This is a genomic window from Paenibacillus sp. P4_E11 (genome assembly GCF_056401635.1).
The window spans coordinates 1-23,281 of sequence record NZ_JBFUIX010000095.1 but is presented as its reverse complement, the minus strand read 5'-3'; the positions used below and the strand labels follow the sequence as shown (position 1 = coordinate 23,281).

At 49.6% G+C, this 23,281-nt stretch carries 25 protein-coding genes and 1 other RNA gene; all 26 read left to right on the top strand.

The window, feature by feature from the left end:
* A partial coding sequence (locus AC1DWB_RS26145; RefSeq protein ID WP_477544027.1) for a hypothetical protein occupies positions 1-784 on the top strand: 784 nt, incomplete at its 5' end.
* A gap of 23 nt (positions 785-807) precedes the next feature.
* Complete coding sequence (locus AC1DWB_RS26140) at positions 808-1,161, top strand: histidine triad nucleotide-binding protein (protein WP_477544026.1); 354 nt, start codon at positions 808-810, stop codon at positions 1,159-1,161.
* A 149-nt stretch (positions 1,162-1,310) separates the two neighbouring features.
* On the top strand, positions 1,311-1,484 hold the full coding sequence (gene rpsU / locus AC1DWB_RS26135; RefSeq protein ID WP_010491812.1) for a 30S ribosomal protein S21: 174 nt from the start codon (positions 1,311-1,313) through the stop codon (positions 1,482-1,484).
* A gap of 15 nt (positions 1,485-1,499) precedes the next feature.
* Positions 1,500-1,943, top strand: a complete 444-nt coding sequence (locus AC1DWB_RS26130) for a GatB/YqeY domain-containing protein (RefSeq protein ID WP_477544025.1) — start codon at positions 1,500-1,502, stop codon at positions 1,941-1,943.
* Between the two features lie 205 nt (positions 1,944-2,148).
* Positions 2,149-3,558, top strand: coding sequence for an NfeD family protein (locus AC1DWB_RS26125; RefSeq protein WP_477544024.1), 1,410 nt, complete (start codon positions 2,149-2,151; stop codon positions 3,556-3,558).
* A 28-nt stretch (positions 3,559-3,586) separates the two neighbouring features.
* A complete protein-coding gene (gene floA / locus AC1DWB_RS26120; RefSeq protein WP_477544023.1) occupies positions 3,587-4,567 on the top strand; it encodes a flotillin-like protein FloA in 981 nt (326 codons plus the stop codon).
* Positions 4,568-4,879: 312 nt separating this feature from the next.
* Positions 4,880-5,371, top strand: coding sequence for a hypothetical protein (locus AC1DWB_RS26115; RefSeq protein WP_477544022.1), 492 nt, complete (start codon positions 4,880-4,882; stop codon positions 5,369-5,371).
* Between the two features lie 4 nt (positions 5,372-5,375).
* Entirely contained in the window at positions 5,376-6,542 is a 1,167-nt protein-coding gene (locus AC1DWB_RS26110) for a PQQ-dependent sugar dehydrogenase (RefSeq protein ID WP_477544021.1), read from the top strand.
* Positions 6,543-6,869: 327 nt separating this feature from the next.
* A complete protein-coding gene (gene yqfC, locus AC1DWB_RS26105; RefSeq protein WP_477544020.1) occupies positions 6,870-7,151 on the top strand; it encodes a sporulation protein YqfC in 282 nt (93 codons plus the stop codon).
* A gap of 18 nt (positions 7,152-7,169) precedes the next feature.
* The gene (gene yqfD, locus AC1DWB_RS26100) at positions 7,170-8,354 is read left to right on the top strand and encodes a sporulation protein YqfD (RefSeq protein WP_477544019.1); all 1,185 of its coding nucleotides are present in this window, start codon (positions 7,170-7,172) and stop codon (positions 8,352-8,354) included.
* A gap of 47 nt (positions 8,355-8,401) precedes the next feature.
* Positions 8,402-9,346 (top strand): PhoH family protein, encoded by a 945-nt coding sequence (locus tag AC1DWB_RS26095; RefSeq protein ID WP_477544029.1) that lies wholly within the window; start codon positions 8,402-8,404, stop codon positions 9,344-9,346.
* Positions 9,347-9,389: 43 nt separating this feature from the next.
* Positions 9,390-11,636: an HD family phosphohydrolase gene (locus AC1DWB_RS26090; protein ID WP_477544018.1), complete on the top strand. Its 2,247-nt coding sequence runs from the start codon at positions 9,390-9,392 to the stop codon at positions 11,634-11,636.
* Positions 11,633-12,205, top strand: coding sequence for an rRNA maturation RNase YbeY (gene ybeY / locus AC1DWB_RS26085; RefSeq protein ID WP_477544017.1), 573 nt, complete (start codon positions 11,633-11,635; stop codon positions 12,203-12,205). The genes AC1DWB_RS26090 and ybeY overlap by 4 nt, the downstream gene beginning before the upstream one ends.
* Positions 12,206-12,210: 5 nt before the next feature.
* Complete coding sequence (locus tag AC1DWB_RS26080; RefSeq protein WP_477544028.1) at positions 12,211-12,909, top strand: diacylglycerol kinase; 699 nt, start codon at positions 12,211-12,213, stop codon at positions 12,907-12,909.
* A gap of 22 nt (positions 12,910-12,931) precedes the next feature.
* On the top strand, positions 12,932-13,366 hold the full coding sequence (gene cdd, locus AC1DWB_RS26075) for a cytidine deaminase (RefSeq protein ID WP_477544016.1): 435 nt from the start codon (positions 12,932-12,934) through the stop codon (positions 13,364-13,366).
* A gap of 23 nt (positions 13,367-13,389) precedes the next feature.
* Positions 13,390-14,286, top strand: a complete 897-nt coding sequence (gene era / locus AC1DWB_RS26070) for a GTPase Era (protein WP_477544015.1) — start codon at positions 13,390-13,392, stop codon at positions 14,284-14,286.
* A gap of 116 nt (positions 14,287-14,402) precedes the next feature.
* On the top strand, positions 14,403-14,537 hold the full coding sequence (locus AC1DWB_RS26065; protein WP_477544014.1) for a YqzL family protein: 135 nt from the start codon (positions 14,403-14,405) through the stop codon (positions 14,535-14,537).
* A gap of 38 nt (positions 14,538-14,575) precedes the next feature.
* Positions 14,576-15,322: a DNA repair protein RecO gene (gene recO / locus AC1DWB_RS26060; protein ID WP_477544013.1), complete on the top strand. Its 747-nt coding sequence runs from the start codon at positions 14,576-14,578 to the stop codon at positions 15,320-15,322.
* Positions 15,323-15,354: 32 nt separating this feature from the next.
* The gene (locus tag AC1DWB_RS26055) at positions 15,355-16,164 is read left to right on the top strand and encodes a pyruvate, water dikinase regulatory protein (RefSeq protein WP_477544012.1); all 810 of its coding nucleotides are present in this window, start codon (positions 15,355-15,357) and stop codon (positions 16,162-16,164) included.
* 92 nt (positions 16,165-16,256) lie between these two features.
* Positions 16,257-16,727: a YaiI/YqxD family protein gene (locus tag AC1DWB_RS26050; protein WP_477544011.1), complete on the top strand. Its 471-nt coding sequence runs from the start codon at positions 16,257-16,259 to the stop codon at positions 16,725-16,727.
* Positions 16,728-16,757: 30 nt separating this feature from the next.
* Complete coding sequence (gene dnaG, locus AC1DWB_RS26045) at positions 16,758-18,602, top strand: DNA primase (protein WP_477544010.1); 1,845 nt, start codon at positions 16,758-16,760, stop codon at positions 18,600-18,602.
* A gap of 52 nt (positions 18,603-18,654) precedes the next feature.
* Positions 18,655-19,770, top strand: coding sequence for an RNA polymerase sigma factor RpoD (rpoD, locus tag AC1DWB_RS26040; protein WP_477544009.1), 1,116 nt, complete (start codon positions 18,655-18,657; stop codon positions 19,768-19,770).
* 103 nt (positions 19,771-19,873) lie between these two features.
* Complete coding sequence (locus AC1DWB_RS26035) at positions 19,874-20,701, top strand: hypothetical protein (RefSeq protein WP_477544008.1); 828 nt, start codon at positions 19,874-19,876, stop codon at positions 20,699-20,701.
* 1 nt (position 20,702) lies between these two features.
* Positions 20,703-21,479, top strand: coding sequence for a tRNA (adenine(22)-N(1))-methyltransferase (locus AC1DWB_RS26030; RefSeq protein WP_477544007.1), 777 nt, complete (start codon positions 20,703-20,705; stop codon positions 21,477-21,479).
* The gene (locus AC1DWB_RS26025) at positions 21,455-22,570 is read left to right on the top strand and encodes a Nif3-like dinuclear metal center hexameric protein (protein WP_477544006.1); all 1,116 of its coding nucleotides are present in this window, start codon (positions 21,455-21,457) and stop codon (positions 22,568-22,570) included. Before AC1DWB_RS26030 ends, AC1DWB_RS26025 begins: the two co-directional genes overlap by 25 nt.
* An 81-nt stretch (positions 22,571-22,651) precedes the next feature.
* Positions 22,652-23,066: RNase P RNA component class A (gene rnpB, locus AC1DWB_RS26020), an RNA gene on the top strand.
* Positions 23,067-23,281 lie beyond the last annotated feature (215 nt).

Genomic DNA, 23,281 nt, shown 5'->3' with positions numbered 1-23,281 from the left:
GTTCCTCACCTACATGACTACTGACATCCAATACAACAACATTGAAGATAKTAGCGACGTCGTCGATTATTTCATGAATCACGATGAGAAATTGATTGGCAACCCCTTATTCGCTGACGAAAGCAACATTGCCATTTTGAAGCAAAGCTTAACTAATATTTTGTCTAAAATCGAGGACGAAGCCGAGTACGAAGAAATGCTTAATTATAAGCAGCTCTTGTACCAGCAAATCGTTCATTATTCCGAAACGCTCGAGCAAATCGAAGGACTAGTAAACGACCTGCATGAGCTGATTGTCCATAATATTTATTTGGGCACGGAATTGAGGCTATTAACGTTCATATTCCATGAAATGTACAAGCATGAGCCAGATATGAGCAACAAGGATGAACGTACACCACAAGGATTTCTACGGTATCTCAAGCTGAATTGCACGCCGGATGTAACGGCTCATTTTATCGGAATGGCACTGCAGCAATACTTGCAGAGCAATTACTCGGAAGAGCCTTATTACGAGGGAGAGCAGTTTTTCACGCAGAGCTATAATTACATGGTGGAACTCGTGCTGGAGACCGAAGAGGCCGACAAACTGCTAAAGACGATTCAGGAGCAGCAGGAGGAATTGCTGTGGCTGAGGGACATGCTGATTACAACTGAGCAGCAATTGCAGACGGATGCCGATAACAAGACACTTACAGAGAAACAATTGAAGATGGCCTCTGATTTCATGACCGAGAAGCTGGAGATGGAGTTTTTATCCTCTGTTATTTTGCGGTTGTTTTAATTTTTCACGAGGAGTGATCCTGGATGGATGATTGTATCTTTTGTAAAATCGTACGTGGAGAAATTCCGAACAAAAAAGTGTTCGAGAACGAGCATGTACTTGCTTTCCATGACATTCAGCCGTCTGCACCCGTTCATGTACTCCTTATTCCGAAGAAGCATATCGCTTCCATGAATGAAGTGACGACAGGGGATCGTGACAGTATGGGTGAGCTGCTATTGGCAGCACCGCGGATTGCTCAGGATCTGGGTGTAGCTCAGAGTGGATACCGACTGATTAATAACTGTGGAGCTGACGGTGGACAAGTCGTGTATCACCTTCATTTGCACTTAATGGGTGGCGAGAAGTTAGGCGGATTGAACGTCAAGAACGCTTGATACACCTAGGTTTGAGTAGGGCTCGAAGGCGTCGGGAAAAATAGGTTGGAATGTTAGGTTGACACCCTAATTCGGTTTCCTATATAATGTAGTTTGATAACCGTGTTCTGGGTTTTTTGGGACGGTCTGTTCGGAGGGAGGGAAAACTAGTGTCTGAAACTCGAGTTCGCAAAAATGAAACCATCGATGCTGCACTTCGTCGCTTTAAGCGTTCCATCGCGAAGGACGGCGTCTTGGCAGAGGTTAAAAAGCGCAAGCACTATGAGAAGCCTAGCGTCAAGCGTAAGAAGAAGTCGGAGGCTGCTCGCAAGAGAAAGTTCTAGGAGGATTTTGTTGCAATGAGCTTAAGCGAACGATTGAATGAAGATATGAAGCAATCGATGAAGAATCAGGACAAGTTCAAACTCTCCGTCATCCGTATGGTTCGATCGGCGATTAAGAATGTTGAGATAGATTTAAAAAGAACGCTTGATGATAATGAAGTGCTTGATATTCTCAGTCGTGAGGTTAAACAACGCAAAGACTCCCTCCAAGAATTTGAAAAGGCTGGTCGTAACGACTTGGCCGACAGTCTTAAGCAAGAAATTGAGATAATTGCCGTTTATATGCCGCAGCAGTTAACGGAAGAAGAGATCAGTGTCATAGTACAACAGACCATCCAGGAGACGGGTGCTTCTTCTAAAGCGGACATGGGGAAGGTAATGACAGCGCTGATGCCAAAGGTTAAAGGTCGTGCCGATGGCAAGCTCGTGAACCAGGCGGTACAGCGGTTTCTTGGGTAAGACGAGCAACAGTACGGACTAAGCTTACTAATGTACATGAATCAACAAAGAGGCTGTCGCATTTGCGGCAGCCTTTCTGACTGTAAGGAAATCAGACAAGTCTTGTTGAAACATTTGACCGGACGAAACGTATTAGTTGTGTAACGTGAAACAGGCTATGCTGCAGAAGGGTATCAGCTTTGCGAAAGAGGGAGGGAGGAATGACATGCCTATGAAGCCAGTCCGAGATAGGATCGGACGATGGTTGATGATCGGGTTGGTACTTGTTCTCGCTTTGTTAGTTGCAGTTCCGGCAATGGCCGACGTGACAGCGCCTAAGGCCCCAACCGCAGATTCGGCGAATGGTGCAGTTGCGCAGACGTCTGGAGGTAGGCTGGTGTATGTAATACCTGTGCATCAGACGGTGGAGAGTGGGTTACAGAGCTTTCTAGAGCGAGCGTTCCGCGACGCAGAGAAAGCGCATGCAAGGCTCATCGTGCTCGATATTGATACACTTGGCGGGCGGGTGGATTCAGCCGAAGAGATCGGCAAGCTCATTCGTCAAAGTCCGGTGGAGACGGTTGCATTCGTCCATGGTCGTGCTGTATCAGCCGGCAGCTACATTGCTCTGAATGCAACACGGATCGTCATGGAGCCGGGAAGCTCGATGGGTGCGGCCGCAGTTGTAGACGGGAATGGGAATGAGGTAGAATCAGCCAAGGTCGTCTCGCACTGGGCTAGTGAGATGCGGGCTGCAGCCGAGCTGAGAGGACGCGATCCGTTGATCGCCGAAGGCATGGTCGACAAGGATCTAGTTGTGGAGATGCCTCAGATTAAGCGAACGGTTGCGAAAGGCGAGATCGTATCGTTGACAGCGGAAGAAGCCTTAAAGGTGGGGTATGCCGACAAGGTGACGGCTGACTTGAATGAAGTTATCGGGTTTGCCGGGGTGAAGGATCCAGAGATCATTTCGTTCGAACCGACTGTTTCGGAGAAGCTGGCCCGGTTTTTAGTCGACCCCATCATTATGACATTCCTGTTGATGATCGGGATTGCTGGAGTGTTGATTGAGCTGTTCGTTCCGGGTTTCGGCATACCGGGGGTGCTTGGCATCGCAGGGTTCGGGTTGTATTTCTTCGGCCATTATGTGGCTGGCTTCGCGGGAGGCGAGGATGTGACCTTTTTTATCATCGGTATCGTCTTGTTAGGGATTGAGATATTCGTACCAAGCTTCGGCATTCTCGGTATTCTGGGTATTATATCGATAATAAGCGGAGTGGTGATGGCTGCATATGATTCTCAGAATGCTCTGTTATCCCTTGGTGTTGCAGTCGTACTCGCAGCGATTATCATAACGGTGTTCATCAAAGTGTTCAAGCGTAGAGGGATATGGAATCGGTTTATTCTAAAGGATGAGCTGAAGAGCGAGTTAGGCTTCGTCTCGCAGCCATCGAAGGATCACCTTCTTGGAATCGAAGGGATTACTGTAACTCCGCTTAGACCGGCAGGTACTGCTGAGATCGGTAGTGAACGTATCGATGTCGTGACCGATGGTGAGTTTATTATGAATAATACACGGATTCGAGTAGTGAAGGTAGAAGGTGCAAGGGTTGTAGTCAAATCAATCACGGAATAACGAATCATTCAAAGGAGGAATTGTACTCATGGCTCCAACAGTTACACTATTGTTAATTATCGCGTTAGCGGTCATCGTCTTATCTGTATTTCTGAGTTTCGTTCCGGTCATGCTGTGGATATCAGCCCTAGCTTCCGGGGTAAGAGTAGGAATATTCACGCTTGTAGCTATGAGATTACGTCGTGTTATCCCTAGCCGAATTGTGAATCCGCTTATTAAAGCAACGAAGGCGGGCTTGGGGCTCAATATTAATCAACTGGAAAGCCATTACTTAGCAGGTGGTAATGTTGACCGTGTAATCAATGCGTTGATCGCTGCACAGCGTGCGAACATTCCGCTTCCGTTCGAACGTGCGGCGGCGATTGACTTGGCTGGACGTGACGTGCTGATGGCGGTGCAGATGAGCGTTAACCCAAAAGTGATCGAAACCCCTATCGTAGCTGCAGTGGCGAAGGATGGGATTGAAGTGAAGGTTCGTGCGCGTGTGACGGTTCGCGCGAACATCGACCGTTTGGTCGGGGGTGCTGGAGAAGAGACGATTATTGCTCGTGTTGGTGAAGGTATTGTTACTACCGTAGGTTCGTCGGCTTCTCACAAAAATGTGTTGGAAAATCCCGATATGATTTCCAAAACGGTGCTTGGTAAAGGGCTGGACGCTGGAACTGCCTTCGAAATCTTGTCCATTGATATTGCTGACGTGGATGTAGGCAAGAACATTGGTGCTCATCTGCAAACCGAGCAAGCCGAGGCCGACAAACGGATCGCCCAAGCGAAGGCGGAGGAACGCCGCGCCATGGCCGTTGCTCAAGAGCAGGAAATGAAAGCGAAGGTCGTCGAGATGAGAGCGCGAGTCGTTGAATCCGAGTCGCAAGTACCTCTGGCTATGGCCGAAGCGCTGCGTGAAGGAAAGATGGGCGTCATGGACTATATGAATTTGCGCAATATTGAAGCCGATACTCAGATGAGATCGTCGATCGGTAAGACCAACCCGACCGATAAACATGAATAACGTTACCCTAGAGGCTGTCGATTAACTGTGGACAAGAGGAGTGGAAAGTGAAAAAGAGGACCCCAGCGAGTTTTGGCTTGAACCTCCATACCGCAATATCCCTTATACAATCAGGGAGGTTCAAACAAGATGTTTGAGCTCTCGGGGTCCCCACAAAGTACTCGGCGTTATCTTCAGAGCTAGTCTTCACTTTGTGGGGTAAAGCGTAGGGGTCCTTTTTCACTTGGAACGGCCGTCTTAGCTTCTATCAACAGTTAATCGACAGTCTCCCCTAGACTCCTATTATGGTAATTCTTGAAGGGAGGATCGTCAGTGGAACGAATAATCGAATTTCTGTTGAGCAACATCTACTGGGTGATCGTCATAGGAGGCTTCCTGCTGTCGATGTTATCTCGGAAGAAGCCGAACGGTGAGCAGAAGCCGAGCCGCACGCCGAAGATGCCATCGTTCGGCGGCGGGCCGAACGACCGTGAGCCCGGCTCTTGGCTGCCGGGCCGCACTACGAGCCGCGAGCCAGCGGAAGCTCGCGCTGAAGCGCCGCGTGCGCCGTCGGCGGAGCGCACAAGCGTCACGCCGCCGCGTGAAGAGCGTGCGCCGCTGAGCAGCGGCGTGCCGGAGCGCGGCAGCCTCGTGGCGGCCGCGGACGCCCAGCTGGCCGCTGAGGCGGCGCGCTCGCTTGAGCGCGAGTCGTCCGCTGCGGCCGCAGCGCTGACAGCGGACGCGGATGCGGTCCGCCGCGGTGTCGTGTGGGCGGAAGTTCTAGGTCCGCCCCGTGCTCGCAAACCATATTCATACAGGAAGTGATCGTATGATGCTAATCCAACCTCTATGCGCCGCCCTATCATTGGCGGCGCTTCTTACATTCGGCAGTGGCTGCAACGCATCACCACCTGCCGAACACACTCAGCCGCTGAAGTCAGAAGCGGTCTACAACACCGAGGTCGTCGCCGAGATGCTTGACGTTCCTTGGGACATGGCCTTCGTACCGGATGGCCGCATGTTCGTGACGGAGCGGTCCGGTACTATTCGCGTGATCGACAAGGGTAGCTTGGTAAGGGAGCCAGTCCTGTCTCTCAAGACAGCAGGAACTGCCTTCATGAGTAAGGGCGAAAGCGGCTTGCTTGGTATCGCCGCTGATCCTAACTTTCAACGGAATGGATACTTATACGTGTACCATACATACGAAGAGAAGGGCGGATTGCGCAATCGAGTCATTCGTCTCGTCGAGAAGAACAATAAGGCTGTCATTGACAAAGTGTTAATAGACGGGATGCCGGGACAGTCCAACCATGATGGTGGACGTATCCGGTTTGGTCCTGATGGGCTGTTGTACTTTACGATCGGGGATGCGCAGGAACCGAATGCATCCCAGGATTTGAAAAGCCGAGCAGGCAAGATCATGAGAATCGCTTCAGACGGTTCGGTTCCTGCGAGCAACCCATTCCCTGGTTCTCCTGTGTACAGCTGGGGACATCGGAATCCACAAGGTCTGGCATGGCATCCGGTTACTAAGAAGCTATACAGCTCTGAGCATGGGCAGTCGGCACATGACGAGATTAATCTGATCGAGCCAGGCGCCAATTATGGCTGGCCGCTCATTCAAGGCGACGAAACGTCCCCGAAAGCCGGGACCACCGTGCCGACGAATACGAAGATGCGTCCTCCTCTGCTGCACAGCGGCACCGAGACTTGGGCGCCTTCTGGGATGACATTCGTTCAAAGTGGCCCCTGGAAAGGAGCTCTCCTTGTAGCCAATCTATCCGGGTCCCAATTGCTTAAGCTGACGCTTAAGGAAGGGGATCCTACTCGTTTCGAAACTGTCGATAAGCTCTATAAGAACGAGTGGGGCCGACTCCGCAGCGTCTCAGAAGGCCCAGACGGATCGCTATATGTCCTAACGAACAATCGTGACGGTAGAGGCTCGCCAAGACCTGGGGATGACAAGATAATCCGTCTGAAGCCAACTAGTAAATAGTTTGTTCGAGCAGTCTCCATGAGTGGGGGCTGTTTTTTTACACGCCAGAAAGTATGAGGTTTGGGTTGAAACCGGCGGTTCCCTCCTTCATAGGAACAAAATTTCAACAACGGTCGGAATCTCCTCCCATGCCCTTCCCACGCGCTAACTGAACTCAACCACTAAGGACCGTCCGGTGATCTTCCGGACGGTTTTTCTTTATTCCGGGGTCTCCCATGTTTTCGACCTCCAAGCTCACGCCCGCCAAGTCCCATGTTATAAAAGCCGCACGCCCCGCATATGGTGTAAAAAGCTATGCATTTTCAACAAGTGGGGGAGAGGCCTTTCATGCTGCGCTTGAATAAGAGACTAAGCAAATGGACGGCGAAGATGCTTGACCTTCCCCAAGACGTAGTATTCGACCTCCCGAGGTTCACGATGATTGGGAATCGACAACTCTACATAGAAAATCATCGAGGTGTGGCGCATTTCTCTAGCGAGCTGTTGAAGCTTAATCTGAGTCAAGGTTCGCTTGAAGTATTGGGCAAACAATTAGTAATCCGAGCGATATTACCGGAAGAAGTGTTTATCGAGGGCATTATAGCGGACATTCGCTATTCGGATTCATGATAAGGGAGGACGGGAGCGGTGAAATCGACATTTATTAACCGTATTCGAGGGTATGTTGCGGTTGACGTGCGTGGTAGTCAGCTGGAGAAACTACTCAATTCGCTCATTCAACAAAAATTTGCGATATGGGACATTCGTCGACTGGACGAGCATACGGTACGGCTTCACGTCATCATCCGTGATTTTTTTCGCATGCGGCCTCTGCTCAAAGAGACTGGCTCCCGTATCCATGTCGTGGAACGGAATGGGTTTCCTTTTTTATTGGACAAACTTGGTAACCGGAAGACGTTCCTGATCGGGCTGGTTGCCTTCGTGGTAGGCTTGTATTTGCTATCTTCACTTGTCTGGCGAATTGATGTGGTGGGCAACGAGACGATCGCGAAGAGCGACATTATTCAGGCAGCCAGACAGCAGGGGCTATACCGGTTTCAATGGAAATTCCGCATGAAAGAACCGGACATGCTGTCCAGATCGATTCATCAGCTGCTGCCGGGTGTATCCTGGATTGGAGTGGAGATCCATGGCACGAAGGTCGAGATTAAGATTGTGGAGTCGACCCGACCCGACAGCAGCCCGTTAATGAACCCCAGGCACTTGGTAGCATCCCACAATGCAACGATCACCCAAATATTCGCCGAAACGGGTAAACCCATCGCCAAGACGAATATGAACGTGAAGAAGGGGGATATCCTCATATCGGGCGTAATTGGGGATGATTCGGCTCGGCAAGTCGTTGTGGCGCGGGGAACGGTAAGAGGCATCGTCTGGCAAGAAGCCACAGTAGAAATGCCGCTGATGCTTAAGCAGAAGGTGTACACAGGCGAATCGAAAACACGTTCTTATCTCGTCATAGGGATCAGAGGCATCCAGATGTCTGGATATGGCAAGCTGCCGTTCGAGCAATTCGAAGTTATTCCCGAGCGCAAAGTGCTGCAATGGAGAAACTATTCCTTGCCATTCGGCTGGCTGAAGGAGACGGTGTTGGAATCCGGTATGGAGGAGATGCAGCTCACTCGCGAGGAGGCAGAACAGATCGCTATGGAGCAAGCTCGTTCCGAGGTTGTGGCCGCTGCGGGCAAGGATGCCAAGCTGCGTGGCGAAAAGATTCTTTTGCATGAAAAGTCGGACAATGGTAAAGTTTATATGAAAGTGCTTTTCGAAGTGGAGCAGAATATTGCCATGGAGCAGCCGATTGTCAACTGAAGGAGAATGAGATATTGACTGAGAACGCTAACGCAAATGGAATTAAGATGACTTTGAAAAACGCAGCAGAAGGTCTTGCTCTGTTCGGCCCGCAGGACAAATTCATGCGGTTGATAGAGAGCAAGACGACTGCGCGCTTATTTAGCCGTGAAGCGGAATTGGTCATACAAGGCGAACCGTCGGAAGAGACGTGGCTTGAACAGTTGTTCGATGTACTGCTGCAATTGGTTCGCGGTGGTTACACGTTGACGGAGCGGGATGTGTTGTATGCGATTGAGCTGGCCAAGGAGCTGAAGGCGGATCAATTGCTCGATTTACTTCGTGGTGAGATCGGGTCAACTTTTAAGGGCAAGCCGATTCGAGTGAAGACGATTGGTCAACGCCACTATGTGTCTCAGATCAAGAAGAAGGATATTGTATTTGGAATTGGTCCGGCGGGTACGGGGAAAACCTATTTGGCCGTCGTATTAGCGGTTGTAGCGTTGAAGGAAGGGCAAGTCAAACGTATTGTATTGACCCGTCCTGCCGTTGAAGCAGGAGAGAGTCTCGGCTTCCTTCCAGGGGACCTGCAGGAAAAAGTTGATCCTTACTTGCGTCCGTTGTATGATGCTCTTAATGATGTGCTCGGGCCAGATCAGGTGGCCAAGTCGTTAGAGCGCGGATTGATCGAGATTGCACCGCTTGCTTATATGCGTGGACGAACGCTGGACGATTCGTTCATCATTCTGGACGAAGCTCAGAATACGACTCCGGAACAGATGAAGATGTTCTTGACTCGTCTAGGCTTCGGCTCTAAGATGGTCATTACTGGTGATGTGACGCAGATTGACTTGCCGAGAGGTAAAAATTCCGGTCTTGTTGAAGCGGAGAAAATACTGAATTCGATAGAAGAGATTGGAATTGTTCATTTTACGGAACAGGATGTCGTCCGTCACTCCTTAGTGCAAAAAATCATCGTAGCCTATCAGTTGGAACGAGACAACCAAGGTTAACCGAACCCCATTCCTGTGGGATGAACAAAGGGGATAGAACGTTGTGATTCGCAATCAACGGGTTTCTATTAATGGCAAATCATTTTCTTACCGGTTGAACGGTTGGAAGTACAATGTCGGTATTCGAGTCATCCTGTTGATCGGGCTGGCTTTTCTTTTCTATTTTGCCTTATCTGGCAAGTGGATTCCTCAGCGCTACGATATCCAGCTTGGCATGGTGAGTGACCGGACGATTCTCGCGCCTATGCAGATGGAGAACAGCATTGAGACGCAGAAAGCCAAAGAAGAAGCGGGTAAGAAGGTTCAACCGGTCTACACATTCATCTCTATGAAAAACGAAGTTTTGGTGGAAACGATATTCGAGAAGCTCCGGCAAATCAACAATGATGATGCCTTGAGCGACAAAGTGAACGTCTTCCGCACCGTCATTCCGTCCTTATACCAAGATCATACGCAGTCTCTCTACAGATCAGCCGTTTCGGGTGCGCCTAATGATATGTTCGTAGCGGAGATGAAGGCGCGTCTGGAGGAGCAGCAGTATAAAATACCGGAGGAAGTGTATTTCAAGCTTCCCCGTCTGACCAAAGAAGACTTGAGCGCAATGGAGCCTGTTACCCGGGATATCGTCAATCGGCTCATGTCCGATCAGGTCCAGAATGCCCAGACCGCGCGCGCCAAGGTTGCCGAGCTTGTCAATTCGTCCTCCCTGACGAAGAGTACGAATCGGGAATTGGTGCAAGAGATTGCCCGATTCGTCCTTACGCCTAATCGGTTCCTCAATCAACAGGCGACGGATGAAGAGAAGGCGAAGGCACGGGACAATACGAAGCCGGTCTATATTAATAAGGACGATGTACTCGTGCATAAGGGCGAGATCATTAGTGAAGAGTTGTACCAGCGCGTGAAGACGGCCGGATTGCTGAAGGATAAAGTGAACTATTGGCCGCAGCTTGGTCTAGGCATGACTGTTATCCTGATGGTAGGCGGGCTGTTCATGTTCATCCGTCACAGTGAACTGCCCATTCGTCAGAGCAACGCACAGTTGTTTATGCTGCTGGTTATCTTCGTCTTGAACGTGGTTGGAATGAAAATTGTAGCCTTGGGGCAAAATTTGGAATATCCATTCATAGGTTACTTGGCTCCAGTGGCGATGGGGAGCATGTTGATTGCCTTGTTATTGGATGTGCCGATTGCCGTGATCTCAACCGTGTTGTTCAGTGTATTGGCAAGTGTTATCTTCAATATCAAGAATGAGGAATTATTCGATTATCGCTATGGGTTTATAGCCCTTGTTGTAGGATTAACGTCTGTCTTCGCGGCTGAGCGGGCGAATCAACGGGCATCGATCTTGAAGGCTGGTATTATGGCTTCATTAACGGGAGCGGCAGCCGTCGCTTCTCTAATATTTTTGGAAAATGCCTATACACGCAACGAAATACTATTCTCTATGAGCTTCGCGGTTGCCGCAGGCTTGCTGACGGCTGTACTCGTTATCGGATTAATGCCTTTCTTCGAAGCGGCCTTTGGTATCTTATCACCGCTCAAGCTTATTGAACTATCCAATCCGAACCATCCGTTGCTGCGCAAGTTGTTGACGGAAACGCCTGGTACTTATCATCACAGTGTGATGGTAGGGAACTTGTCAGAAGCAGCCGCAGAATCAGTAGGTGCTGACGGGCTGCTCTGTCGGGTGGGCTCGTTCTATCACGATATCGGGAAGACGAGGCGTCCGAGTTATTTCATCGAGAATCAGATGAATATCGAGAATCCGCATGACCGGATCGAGCCTGCACTGAGTAAGTCAATTATTGTTGCACATGCCAGAGACGGCGTAGAGATGCTGAAGGAACAGCGCATTCCGAAGCCGATTCGCGATATCGCCGAGCAGCACCACGGTACGACATTGTTGAAGTTTTTTTACCATAAGGCGCTGAAGCAGCAACAGGCGGATTCCTCTGTCGAGGAGCCGATAACGGAAGAAGAGTTCCGCTACCCAGGACCGAAGGCACAATCGAGAGAGGCAGCCATCGTAGGGATTGCTGATGGTGTTGAAGCGGCGGTGCGCTCGCTGCGCAATCCGACCATCGAGCAGATCGATTCCATGGTTCGTAAAATTATTAAGGAGCGGCTCGATGACGGCCAGTTCAATGAATGTGACCTAACACTCAAGGAACTGGACACGGTCGCCAAGACGCTGAACGAGACACTGCTTGGCATATTCCACTCGCGTATCGAATATCCGAGTGAGCTGCCAGCCAAAAGCGATAGCAAGGGAGCGAAACAATCATGAAGCTGAAACTGGATATATCGAACGATCAACAAGCACTTGAACTTTCGGATGATTTCATCGCTAAGCTGGAGCAGTTGCTCCAGATCGCTGGCGAGATGGAAGATGTCAACTCGGGCGATGTGGCGCTGAGCTTCGTGGATGATGAGACCATCCATGCGCTCAATAAGGAGTACCGTGGCATTGATCGGCCAACGGATGTGCTTTCTTTCTCCATGCTGGAAGCAGGTCCGGATGAGATCGAGATCTTGTACGGGGACGAAGATGATGATGACGATGAACTAGACGACGATGTGGACGCAGAAAGCGATGAAGCGGCACATAATGCCGAAGAGGAAGACGAAGATGATGATGATGACTTTCCCGAGCCGTTAGGCGATATTATTATCTCGGTTCCTACTGCAATTGCACAGAGCGAAGAATACGGGCACTCGATCGAACGGGAGATTGGTTTCTTGTTCGTTCATGGATTTCTTCATCTGCTTGGCTACGATCACCAGGATGAAGATGCAGAGAAGCAAATGTTCGCCAAGCAGGAGAAAGTACTGCTTAAAGCGGGGTTAACGCGTTGAGAGATGTGAAACGATTTCGCCGCAGCTTCCGGTATGCTTATGAAGGGCTGCATTATGCGCTATCGACACAACCGAATATGCAATTTCATTTCTCCGTAGGGTTATTGGCATTTATATTAGCGCTGTTGCTGGAGCTGCCCAAGGTCGAGCTATTGTTCGTGCTTCTGGCAGTTACTCTCGTAATCGTTACGGAGCTTATTAATACAGCAGTTGAGAAAGCTGTAGATCTGGCAATGCCTGATATCCATCCGCTCGCCAAAATTGCCAAAGACGTTGCCGCAGCCTCGGTGTTAGTGTCTGCGGTTTTTGCTGCTATAACAGGTATGATCGTGTTCTACGAGCCAATCGACCGCCTAATCCGGCATGCTGGTAAGGGGGGCGAGGGCGTGTCCCCGGGCATAATCTGGACATTGGTCGCACTTGTGGCTATGCTCGTCGTTGTGCTGCAGAATCGGTTCTTTCATAAGCATCTGAAACTGCAGATTAAGCCCAGCCTGATCGCTGCGGTATCGTTCTCGATATCGACTTGGGTTACGCTGCTGACGACACATACATTGATTGCTCTATTAGGAGTCAGTTTGTCGCTGCAAATGATGTTCATCTTGTACGACCGCGAACGAACAGAAGTTGCTTCCCTGGTGACAGGAGCTTTGCTAGGTAGCGGGATTACGGTGTTGGTCTTTTCTTTCCTTCATTATTTCTAGCCAAGAAGCGAGTGTGAACAAGATGCCTGAACAACACATACCTGTTGATCTTCCGTTCGATGCAATAACTCTGATTCAACATGCCATACAAGCTTCGGAGCGAGCCTACGTACCGTACTCCAAGTTCCACGTTGGCTGCGCTTTAGTGGATGAGCATGGGAATGTTCATTATGGGTGTAATGTGGAGAATGCGGCATACGGGCCAACAAACTGTGCCGAGCGAACTGCACTGTTCCGAGCTATTGCTGACGGTCATGCGCCCAAGAGCTTTCGTGTGATGGCTGTCGTCGGCGATACAGACGGACCGATTGCTCCTTGCGGGGTATGCCGTCAAGTGATGATTGAGCTGTGCCGGGCGGATATGCCAGTTATTATGGCGAACCTAAGAGGAGACTATACGATTACGACCGTTTCTGAATTGTTGCCGGGGGCTTTTACTTCCGAGGATTTACGATAACTAATTCTTTTTATGGAGGACATATGACAAAAAGTTTCAAATCCGGATTCACGGCCATCATCGGTCGGCCGAATGTCGGCAAATCTACGTTACTCAATCAGATAGTCGGGCAGAAGATCGCCATTATGTCGGACAAGCCCCAGACGACTCGTAATAAAATTCAAGGCGTGTATACGACGGAGAAGATGCAGATCGTATTCCTCGATACGCCAGGAATTCATAAGCCACAGTCCAAGCTCGGCAATTTCATGATGAAGGTAGCTGAGAGCACGTTTCATGAGGTTGATGCCATCTTGTTCGTCGTGGATGTTGCTGACGGGTTGGGTGGCGGTGACCGGTTCATAATCGAGCAACTGAAAGACGTGAAGACGCCCGTATTTCTAGTGCTGAATAAGATCGATCAAGTACATCCCGAGAAGCTGCTACCAGCTATACAGTCCTATAAGAACCTGTACAACTTCGCAGAGATTATCCCGGTATCTGCGATCAATGGAAACAACGTCAATACGTTGCTGGAACAGATCGGCCGATATTTGCCGCTAGGTCCGCATTATTATCCTGAGGATCAGGTAACGGATTACCCCGAGCAATTTGTATGTGCGGAATTAATACGCGAGAAGATCCTGCATCACACCAGGGAGGAGATTCCGCATTCGATCGCAGTGCAGATTGAAGCCATGAAAGTTCAGGACAATGGTCTGGTCGACATATCGGCCGTCATCTACGTGGAACGGGATTCGCAGAAGGGTATAATTATTGGTAAGCAAGGGGCTTTGTTGAAACAAATCGGCAAGGAAGCTCGTTATGATATTGAAGCGCTGCTCGGTTCCAAAATATTTCTCCAGTTATGGGTCAAGGTGAAGAAAGACTGGCGCAATCAAGATCATGTGTTGAAGGATCTCGGGTTCCGATTGGATTAGACAAGTTCTATGCATGGATGGATCGTGCCAATTATTGCAACGGATAGGCGAACCTCTCCCCGCTAATGATACCTAATGAGCAGCAGACCGTACTCATTGGGAGGTTAAGAATACAAATGCGCGATTTCTCGTGGAAGTATTTTACGTTAACTGGTGATGTGGAGTCTTATCTGCTATATAAGGAAGTTCACCATAGCGGGGATGAGGAGCAGGAAGAAGAGGAACTGCTGCCTGACGAACTAGACGGGTAAATACAGTCATCTATCTATAATGGGAAGAGTGAGCGGATATGCTGTACCGGGTTGAAGGCATTGTGATTCGCAGCTTCGATTATGGGGAAGGCAACAAAATCATTACGATTCTAACTCGAGAGTATGGCAAAATGAGCGTGATGGTTAGAGGTGCCAAGAAAGTAAAAAGCCGGCACTCCGCCATCACGCAATTGTTTACATATGGGGAATTCGTCTTCTTCAAATCCGGATCAATGGGCAATCTCAGCAACGGAGAGATTATCAAGCCCTATCAGACATTGCGCGAAAATATTCATAAAGCAGCATACGGGGCTTACTTGTCGGAGCTGACTGAACGCATTCTTGGAGAGCAGGATCGTCCTGCTTGGGTATTCGATCAATTATTGGCAGCTTTGGATGCGCTTGATGTGGATAAGGACGTGCAGATCGTCACCCATATCTATGAGATGCGGATGCTCAGTTATGCCGGATATGCTCCAGATTTGTCGCAATGTATTTCCTGTGGTACGGTTAATGGAGATATGGCGCTCAGTTCGTCGATGGGCGGACTACTATGCCCGAGGTGCCGACATCTCGATCTTTCCAGCATCCCGTTATCCGAAAACGTTCTCAAGCTGCTTCAACTGTTTATGCGTATGGATATCGGTAGATTAGGTAAAATCGAAGTGTCCGATGCAACGCGCAATATGCTCAAACGAAGCGTAAGGCAGCTGTACGATACCCATGTTGATATTAAGTGGAAATCCCGTAACTTTCTCGATCAGATGGACAAATACGGAATATAAGATGGGGTTATCTTATTGGGAGTTGAGGCGAAGTGAGTTCCAAGAAGCCGATCGTTTATGTAGTGTCTGATTCAGCTGGCGATACCGGGGAGTCGGTACTTCGAGCCGCGGCCATTCAGTTCCATCCGTTGACTGTGGAAATACGCCGGGCATCTTTTATTATGGACCGGATTGCGGTTGACCGTGTAGTGGAAGAGGCGAACCGGGAAGGGGCTGTCATCTTATTCACGCTTGTCATCCCCGAGTTGCGGGATTACTTGACATCGCGGGCGAATAAGCTTGGTGTGGCGACCATCGATTTGCTGGGACCAATCATCAGCCGACTGGAGAGTGTCTTGAACAAGGAAGCGCTCCATCAGCCCGGACTTATACATCAGTTGGACGAAGACTATTTCAAGAAAGTGGAAGCTGTTGAGTTCGCGGTCAAGTATGATGATGGACGCGACTCATCCGGCTTGGTGCAAGCCGATATCGTTCTGGTCGGGGTATCCCGCACATCGAAAACACCGTTATCGATGTACTTGGCACATCGGACCTTCAAGGTAGCGAACGTACCGCTCGTTCCTGAGCTCCAGCCGCCTGATCAACTGTTCACGATTAATAAGAACAAAATTGTAGGCCTTGTAATCGATCCGGACAAGCTGAATATGATTCGCAAGGAACGGCTCAAAAGTCTCGGGTTGGCTGACAATGCCATGTATGCTCAGGTTGAGCGGATCAAGAAAGAACTTGAGCATGCACATGCGATCATGTCCAGACTAGGCTGTGTCGTCATCGATGTTTCGAATAAAGCTGTAGAGGAAACAGCGAGTGTAATTCTCGGCATGTTCCGGAGCAGGTAGTATTTTCTTGTTGAAGGAAGCAGGATTTTTTGCATTTTAAGCGTATATATATAAACGGTGTAAATACATTGCGGCAGGAAATTGGTGGTTGAATGATTCAAGGCATTCCACACATTATCGTCGATGCGGATGCATGTCCCGTCAAACCCGAGATTATCGAGGCAGCCAGACGCTGTGGAGCGAACGTTACGATGGTCGCCTCATATGATCATCGTCTGGAACCTGCGGAAGGCGTTACGATTGTACAGGTGGACCGGTCTGACCAATCGGTTGACTTGTATATCGCGAATCGTTTGCGTCCGGGCCATATTCTAGTTACCCAGGACTTCGGACTGGCCACGATAGGATTGGCCAAGCAAGCTATTGTATTATCCAACCGGGGGCAGAGGTACTCGGATCGTACGATCGATTTCCTGCTGGAGAGTCGGCATGAGAGTGCGAAACGGCGTCGGGGTGGTAAGCATTCCAAAGGACCCAAGCCATTCACAGAAGAAGATCGACTTATGTTTCTACAATCTTTGACAAAAGTTTTACATGGTTTGCAGGAGAATACCTCCATATAGCGAATACGTATAATGGCACTCCACAAGAAGGTGAGCAGGATTAGTAACGGACAAATCCCTGAGGAAGTCATTGAGGCTGTCCTGAAACACCACGACATCGTAGACGTCATAGGCAAATATGTTCATTTGTCGAAGCAAGGCCGCAATATGAAGGGACTATGTCCGTTTCATTCGGAGAAGTCGCCTTCTTTCACGGTACATCCGGAGAAGCAGATTTTCAAGTGCTTCGGTTGTGGAACTGGCGGGAATGCGATCACATTCCTTCGGGATATTGAAGGTTACTCGTTCTCGGAAGCCGTTCGGCATCTGGCTGAGGAAGCCGGTATCAGTATTGGCTGGCAGGAAGCAACACCAGAGCAGACCGAGAAGCAACTCGAGCGAGATCATCTGTTGAAGGCGTACGAAAGAGCGGCCATGTTGTACCATTATATTCTGAAGAATACCGATCAAGGAAAAGTCGCAAGCCAATATTTGCAGACGCGAGGTTTCACGGAATCATTGATCGAGACGTTTCAAATCGGCTACGCCCCCGCGAGATGGGATACACTAGTCGTTCAACTGCAGAAGAATGAGTACCGAATGCCCTTGATGGAGTCAGGTGGATTAGTGTCCGCGAGGTCGTCTGGAGACGGGTACGTGGATAAATTCAGGGATCGGATCATGTTTCCGATTCGCGACACCAAGGGTAAGGTTATCGCATTCGCAGGCAGAACGTTAGGAAATGAACAGCCGAAATATTTGAACAGTCCCGAATCCATTCTGTTTCGGAAAAGCCGAGTTCTCTACAATTTCCATCAAGCCCGTCCTATGATCAAGAAAGAATCTTCTGTAATCGTATTCGAAGGGTATGCGGATGTGATCCGAGCTTGGTCAGCTGGTGTTCATAACGGTGTCGGCACGATGGGAACCGCGATGACTGAAGATCATGCCAGAGCGATCCGACTAAGTGCTGAAGAAGTGATCGTCTGTTATGACGGTGACGATGCAGGACAATCGGCCTCTTACAAAAGTCTCAGCATCTTGGAGAAAGCGGGATTAACCGTCAAAGTGGCGGTCATTCCGGATCGACTTGATCCCGATGAATTTATTGCTCTTCACGGAGCAGATCGGTTCCGCAGAGATATTCTGGATGGCGCGATGCCAGCGGTGAAATTCAGGCTGCACCACTTACGGCGGAATTTCAATTTCCAGGAGGCAGATGCCAAACTTCGGTATGTGCGAACGGCTATTCGAGAAGTGATTGCAGATCTAGCCTCACCGACAGAACGGGAGCATTACTTGAAGGAACTGTCCGCAGAACATCAGATGAGCCTGGATTCGATCAAGCAGGAAACGTATCAGATCCGTCTGGAATTGCAAAAAAAGCGGCAAAACGGGGATAATAACGAAAATTCGTGGAATAATGTTAGGAATGACGGGGGAGAAGGAGTTCCTCTTCCGAAACCAAGCTTGAAGAGCGATAAAGCGGAGACCGACTTGCTGACGGCCATGATGCACGATAAGGAAGTCGCAGCATATGTGCAACAGCACTTGGAAGATGCTTTTAATATTGAAGCTCACGCAGCGTTGGCTGCTTATTTATATGCCTATTATGCACAAGGATACGATCCCGATGCTAGCCGGTTCATCACCTCGCTGCAGGACGAGCGGTTGGAAAGAGTCGCTAGTTCGATTCTAATGCCGGATTTCGTCAAGGGTGTCAACGCTCAGGTTATTGATGATTGTATAAGAGTTGTCAAAGCTGTGCCTAAGCTAAAGGCTATTGAACAAATGGAGCTGGAACGGATTCGAGTGGAGCGCGAAGGCGATCCACTGCGCGCCGCGCAAATTGCAATTGAGATTATTACCCTAAAAAATCAACTTAAAGGCGTATAGCCAACACCCGGGGGATGTAGACGTTGATCTTTTAGGGAGGAGGGAGCTTGGAATGGCGAACGATCAACATACTGAGCAAGAAACAGAACTGACGCTCGATCAAGTCAAAGAACAGCTTATAGAACAGGGGAAGAAACGCTCTTCGTTGACTTATAAGGATATTATGGAGAAGATGGCTCCATTCGACCAAGACCCAGAGCAAATGGACGAATTTTTCGAGCATCTTTCCGAGCTTGGTATCGATGTAGGCAATGAAGCAGAGGACGACATGCGGCCTAATCAAGAAGACGAGCATGACGAGTTCCATCTGGATGRCGACTTGTCGTTGCCTCCTGGCATTAAGATCAACGATCCGGTTCGCATGTATTTGAAGGAAATCGGTCGGGTGCCATTGTTATCTGCAGATGATGAAATTGGATTGGCCAAGCGCATCGAGAAAGGTGACGATGAGGCGAAACGTCGGTTAGCGGAAGCAAATCTACGTCTCGTTGTCAGTATCGCCAAACGTTATGTCGGTCGTGGGATGCTGTTCCTTGATCTGATTCAAGAAGGCAACATGGGTCTTATCAAGGCCGTTGAGAAGTTCGACTTTACTAAAGGATTCAAATTCAGTACGTACGCTACATGGTGGATTCGTCAAGCGATCACTCGGGCTATAGCGGACCAAGCCCGGACGATTCGGATTCCCGTTCATATGGTAGAAACGATTAATAAGCTGATTCGAGTATCCCGCCAGTTACTCCAAGAGCTGGGGCGAGAACCATCACCGGAAGAAATCGCGAAGGAAATGGATCTAAGTACGGAGAAAGTAAGAGAGATCATGAAGATTGCCCAAGAGCCGGTGTCGCTTGAAACTCCGATTGGGGAAGAAGACGATTCGCATCTCGGGGACTTTATTGAAGATCAGGAAGCATTGGCACCTGCGGATGCAGCGGCATACGAACTGTTGAAGGAGCAATTGGAGGACGTGCTTGATACGCTTACCGAGCGAGAAGAGAATGTTCTAAGACTTCGCTTCGGTCTGGATGACGGACGTACCCGTACGTTGGAAGAGGTGGGCAAGGTGTTCGGCGTAACACGTGAGCGGATTCGGCAGATTGAAGCCAAGGCGCTTCGCAAGTTGAGACATCCTAGTCGCAGCAAACGATTGAAGGATTTCCTGGAATAACCCATTTACCAAATGATGAAGACCTTTCTGCTTGCAGTAAGGTCTCTATTTTTGGAGTTGAACGTCCCACTTCTGTGTGGATAATGATTGGGAGGAACCGGTAATGGATTCGGAAAAACGGAAGCTGATTGTTCGAGAAATCGAGCATTGGCGAAGAAGTAAGCTGCTGCCAGAGCATTACTGCGATTTCCTGCTGAACTTATATATGGATGACACGATTGAACGGGAGAAAAAAGTAGCAGGCTTATCCGTGCAAGCAATTCAGAGCAGTCGTTGGTACGTATGGCTCCTAATCTTTGGGTCTGTTGCCGTATTATCATATCTTGTCCTTCATTTTACCTCTTTTCCCATTCCTTTGCAAATTGCTCTTCTTGGAGTTGTTGTCATCGGTTGCTATTCCGTCGGTCTGGCTGCGAAGAGAAGAACTCCGATTGTGGCTTATGGGTTGGTCGGGCTCGGATCGGCTGCGCTGCTCGGATTGGGTGTCGTACTGTTGAAGCTAAATGGCAGTGATGATCCGCGTTTACTCGTCCTGTATGTTGCCTTTTGCAGCTTGATCTGGATTGTAATCGGGGTCGGCGCAAGGATGGGCTTGTTTCAATTTTGTGGATGGATCGGCATCCTGCTTACATACGCTTGGATCCTTCAGGAGCGAGAGATGAGCCATACGTGGGTAGGGACTCAGTTTAGTTGGCTGCCGTTATGTGTCATATTCGGGTGGTTAGGCTGGCTGCTGCAACGAAGGAAGATGTCCTCGGGTCCAATATTTCTGCTCGTCTGTTTCGTACTCTGGCTAATGCCGGAGCTATATGGATTCTACATAGCCGGATCGATTAATCCGTGGTTCCAAACATCGCTCGTTGTGAAACTATTGACAGCAGGCGTAATATTATTCGGGACACGAAAAAAATGGATAGAGTGGGTTGCATAAAATGGTCAAATTATCTAAGCGATTGGAGACGATCGCTCATCAAGTGCCAGTGGGCAGCCGACTGGCGGACATCGGATCGGATCATGCGCTGTTACCGGTTTACCTAGTTCAACAAGGTCACATAAGCCATGCGATTGCAGGTGAAATCAATCTGGGACCGTTCGATGCTGCCTCGAAGCAGGTGCGGGAAGCCGCCCTGGAAGAGCACATTCTCGTGCGACAAGGCGACGGCCTGCAAGTGATCGAAGCCGGAGAGGTCGATACGATAACGATCGCCGGGATGGGTGGAGCGTTAATCGTTAGCATTCTGGAGCAGGGACGTTCTAAGCTTGAAGGAGTGAGCACTCTCGTGCTTCAACCCAACGTTGGTGAAGACCAAGTGCGATACTGGCTTGCGGCGCACGGATGGAGCTTGAGCTGGGAACACATTCTCGAAGAAGACAAGAAGTACTATGAGGTGCTGACAGCGAAGAAGGTTGCTGTGAGTTCCCTGCACAACGATGGACGAAGCGTAAGTGAGTTATATGAACCACAAGTGCTCCATTGCGGTGTTCAGGTCAGTTCTGACCTTCTTTACCAAATGGGACCTTTTTTGTTGAATCAGCCCAATGACGCTTTTTTCGATAAATGGCGTTCGGAGTTGCGGAAGCTAGCCGCCGTTGCCAATGAAATGGCTCGTTCGGATACCGATTCAGCAAAATCGAGAAGAGCAGCACTGTTGCATGAGATGGCCGAGATCGAGGAGGTGCTTGCATGCTTGCAAAAGGACAGACCGTAATTCAAATGTTCGAGCGCATGGTACCGAAACATCTGGCCATGCCTGATGATCGGATTGGCCTCCAACTCGGCACATTGCAGAAGGACATTCGGGGCCTGTTAATCGCTCTCGATGTGACCGATGACGTGGTAGAGGAAGCGATCCGTGAAGGTGTTGATCTGATAATTGCTCATCATGCGATTATTTACAGACCCATCTCCCACCTGCAAACCGATACCCCTGCGGGCCGTCTATATGAGAAGCTGATTAAGCATGATATCGCGGTATACATCGCTCATACCAACTACGATGTAGCAGAAGGCGGGATGAACGATCTGATGGCCGAAGCGCTAGGCTTAACGGCAACAACACATCTGGATAACATCCATACCGAGAAGCTCAAGAAGCTTGTTGTCTTTGTGCCACGGAGCCATCATGACCAAGTGCTGAAAGCGATATTCGATGCGGGAGCCGGCGAGATTGGGAAGTATAGCCAATGCAGTTTCAACATAGTTGGGACTGGAACGTTTCTTCCTGGCGAACAAGCAGATCCGTACATCGGTCAAATCGGCAAGCTTGAACGGGTTGAGGAGATGCGGATTGAGACGATCGTGCCTGATACATTGGAGCGCAAAGTCGTACAGGCAATGCTGAAAGCACATCCTTATGAGGAAGTTGCGTATGACTTGTATGCAATGGACATGAAGGGCCGAACATTCGGTTTGGGCCGAGTAGGCAAGCTTCCTGCTCCTGAATCGCTTACGGCGTTCGCTGAACGTGTCAAGTTAGCGCTCGATGTGCCGTTCGTGCGTGTGGTTGGCCAACCTGAGCGAGAAGTGCGCAAAGCGGCTGTGTTGGGCGGGGCCGGCAGTCGTTATGTGCGTCATGCTCAATTCGCAGGAGCCGATGTGCTTGTGACCGGTGACATCGATTACCACACCGCACATGATGCGCTCGCCGCAGGTATAGCCATTATCGATGTGGGTCACAATGCGGAGAAGATTATGAAGCAAAGTGTAACACAGCGAATGGAGCAAGCGTTGCAGGCCGATCGCTACACGACGAGAGTTATCGCCTCGCAGATTCTTACCGAGCCGTTCCGTTTGCAATGAAAGATGGACATTGGTAATACTGGGATTAGCTTCAGGTTGCATGTGTAGCTGCTGTCAGGTATACTTGCATATAGAATTCGGAAAGCTTGACAGACAATCGCCGGTGCTATGCACGGGAGGAAAGTCCGGGCTCCACAGGGCAGGATGCTGGATAACGTCCAGTCAACGCGAGTTGAAGGATAGTGCCACAGAAATGGACCGCCGATGGCTTATCACGCTCGCGTGATAAGATCAGGTAAGGATGGAACCGTGGTGTAAGAGACCACGAGGGGATATGGTGACATATGCCCTGGTAAACCCCATCTGGAGCAAGACCTAAGAGAACGTAGCAGGCTTGACCTGCAGCCTTAGCCCGAGGTGCGTTCGGGTTGGTCGCTTGAGCATGCCAGCAATGGTACGTCTAGATAGATGATTGTCGCTTCAATAGTGGGAGGGGCTTGTGGTCCCCGCTCGCACCACCAGAAGCACAGAACCCGGCTTACGGCAAGCTTTCCGTTTACCACAACGTTTTTCTACATAGAGCAAACGTTGAAAAACCGTCCTTATAGGACGGTTTTTTTTGACGTATCCAACTACCTTTATTTTTTATACTTCTCGGCAATTCGTAGCAATTCTCGGTCAATCCACTCTGATACCATGGAGAGGGATTGTTGGTTCTGCTTGGCCAATTCAAGCGCCTTGGTCACATCGATCTGGCCGTAACCGAAGTAC

Bases quoted from the DNA above. Each gene is read 5' to 3' on its own strand.
- AC1DWB_RS26140 (WP_477544026.1), top strand. From the start codon at position 808: ATGGATGATTGTATCTTTTGTAAAATCGTACGTGGAGAAATTCCGAAC.
- AC1DWB_RS26130 (WP_477544025.1), top strand. From the start codon at position 1,500: ATGAGCTTAAGCGAACGATTGAATGAAGATATGAAGCAATCGATGAAG.
- AC1DWB_RS26125 (WP_477544024.1), top strand. From the start codon at position 2,149: ATGCCTATGAAGCCAGTCCGAGATAGGATCGGACGATGGTTGATGATC.
- floA (WP_477544023.1), top strand. From the start codon at position 3,587: ATGGCTCCAACAGTTACACTATTGTTAATTATCGCGTTAGCGGTCATC.
- AC1DWB_RS26110 (WP_477544021.1), top strand. From the start codon at position 5,376: ATGATGCTAATCCAACCTCTATGCGCCGCCCTATCATTGGCGGCGCTT.
- yqfC (WP_477544020.1), top strand. From the start codon at position 6,870: ATGCTGCGCTTGAATAAGAGACTAAGCAAATGGACGGCGAAGATGCTT.
- AC1DWB_RS26095 (WP_477544029.1), top strand. From the start codon at position 8,402: ATGACTTTGAAAAACGCAGCAGAAGGTCTTGCTCTGTTCGGCCCGCAG.
- ybeY (WP_477544017.1), top strand. From the start codon at position 11,633: ATGAAGCTGAAACTGGATATATCGAACGATCAACAAGCACTTGAACTT.
- cdd (WP_477544016.1), top strand. From the start codon at position 12,932: ATGCCTGAACAACACATACCTGTTGATCTTCCGTTCGATGCAATAACT.
- era (WP_477544015.1), top strand. From the start codon at position 13,390: ATGACAAAAAGTTTCAAATCCGGATTCACGGCCATCATCGGTCGGCCG.
- AC1DWB_RS26065 (WP_477544014.1), top strand. From the start codon at position 14,403: ATGCGCGATTTCTCGTGGAAGTATTTTACGTTAACTGGTGATGTGGAG.
- recO (WP_477544013.1), top strand. From the start codon at position 14,576: ATGCTGTACCGGGTTGAAGGCATTGTGATTCGCAGCTTCGATTATGGG.
- AC1DWB_RS26050 (WP_477544011.1), top strand. From the start codon at position 16,257: ATGATTCAAGGCATTCCACACATTATCGTCGATGCGGATGCATGTCCC.
- AC1DWB_RS26035 (WP_477544008.1), top strand. From the start codon at position 19,874: ATGGATTCGGAAAAACGGAAGCTGATTGTTCGAGAAATCGAGCATTGG.
- AC1DWB_RS26030 (WP_477544007.1), top strand. From the start codon at position 20,703: ATGGTCAAATTATCTAAGCGATTGGAGACGATCGCTCATCAAGTGCCA.
- AC1DWB_RS26025 (WP_477544006.1), top strand. From the start codon at position 21,455: ATGCTTGCAAAAGGACAGACCGTAATTCAAATGTTCGAGCGCATGGTA.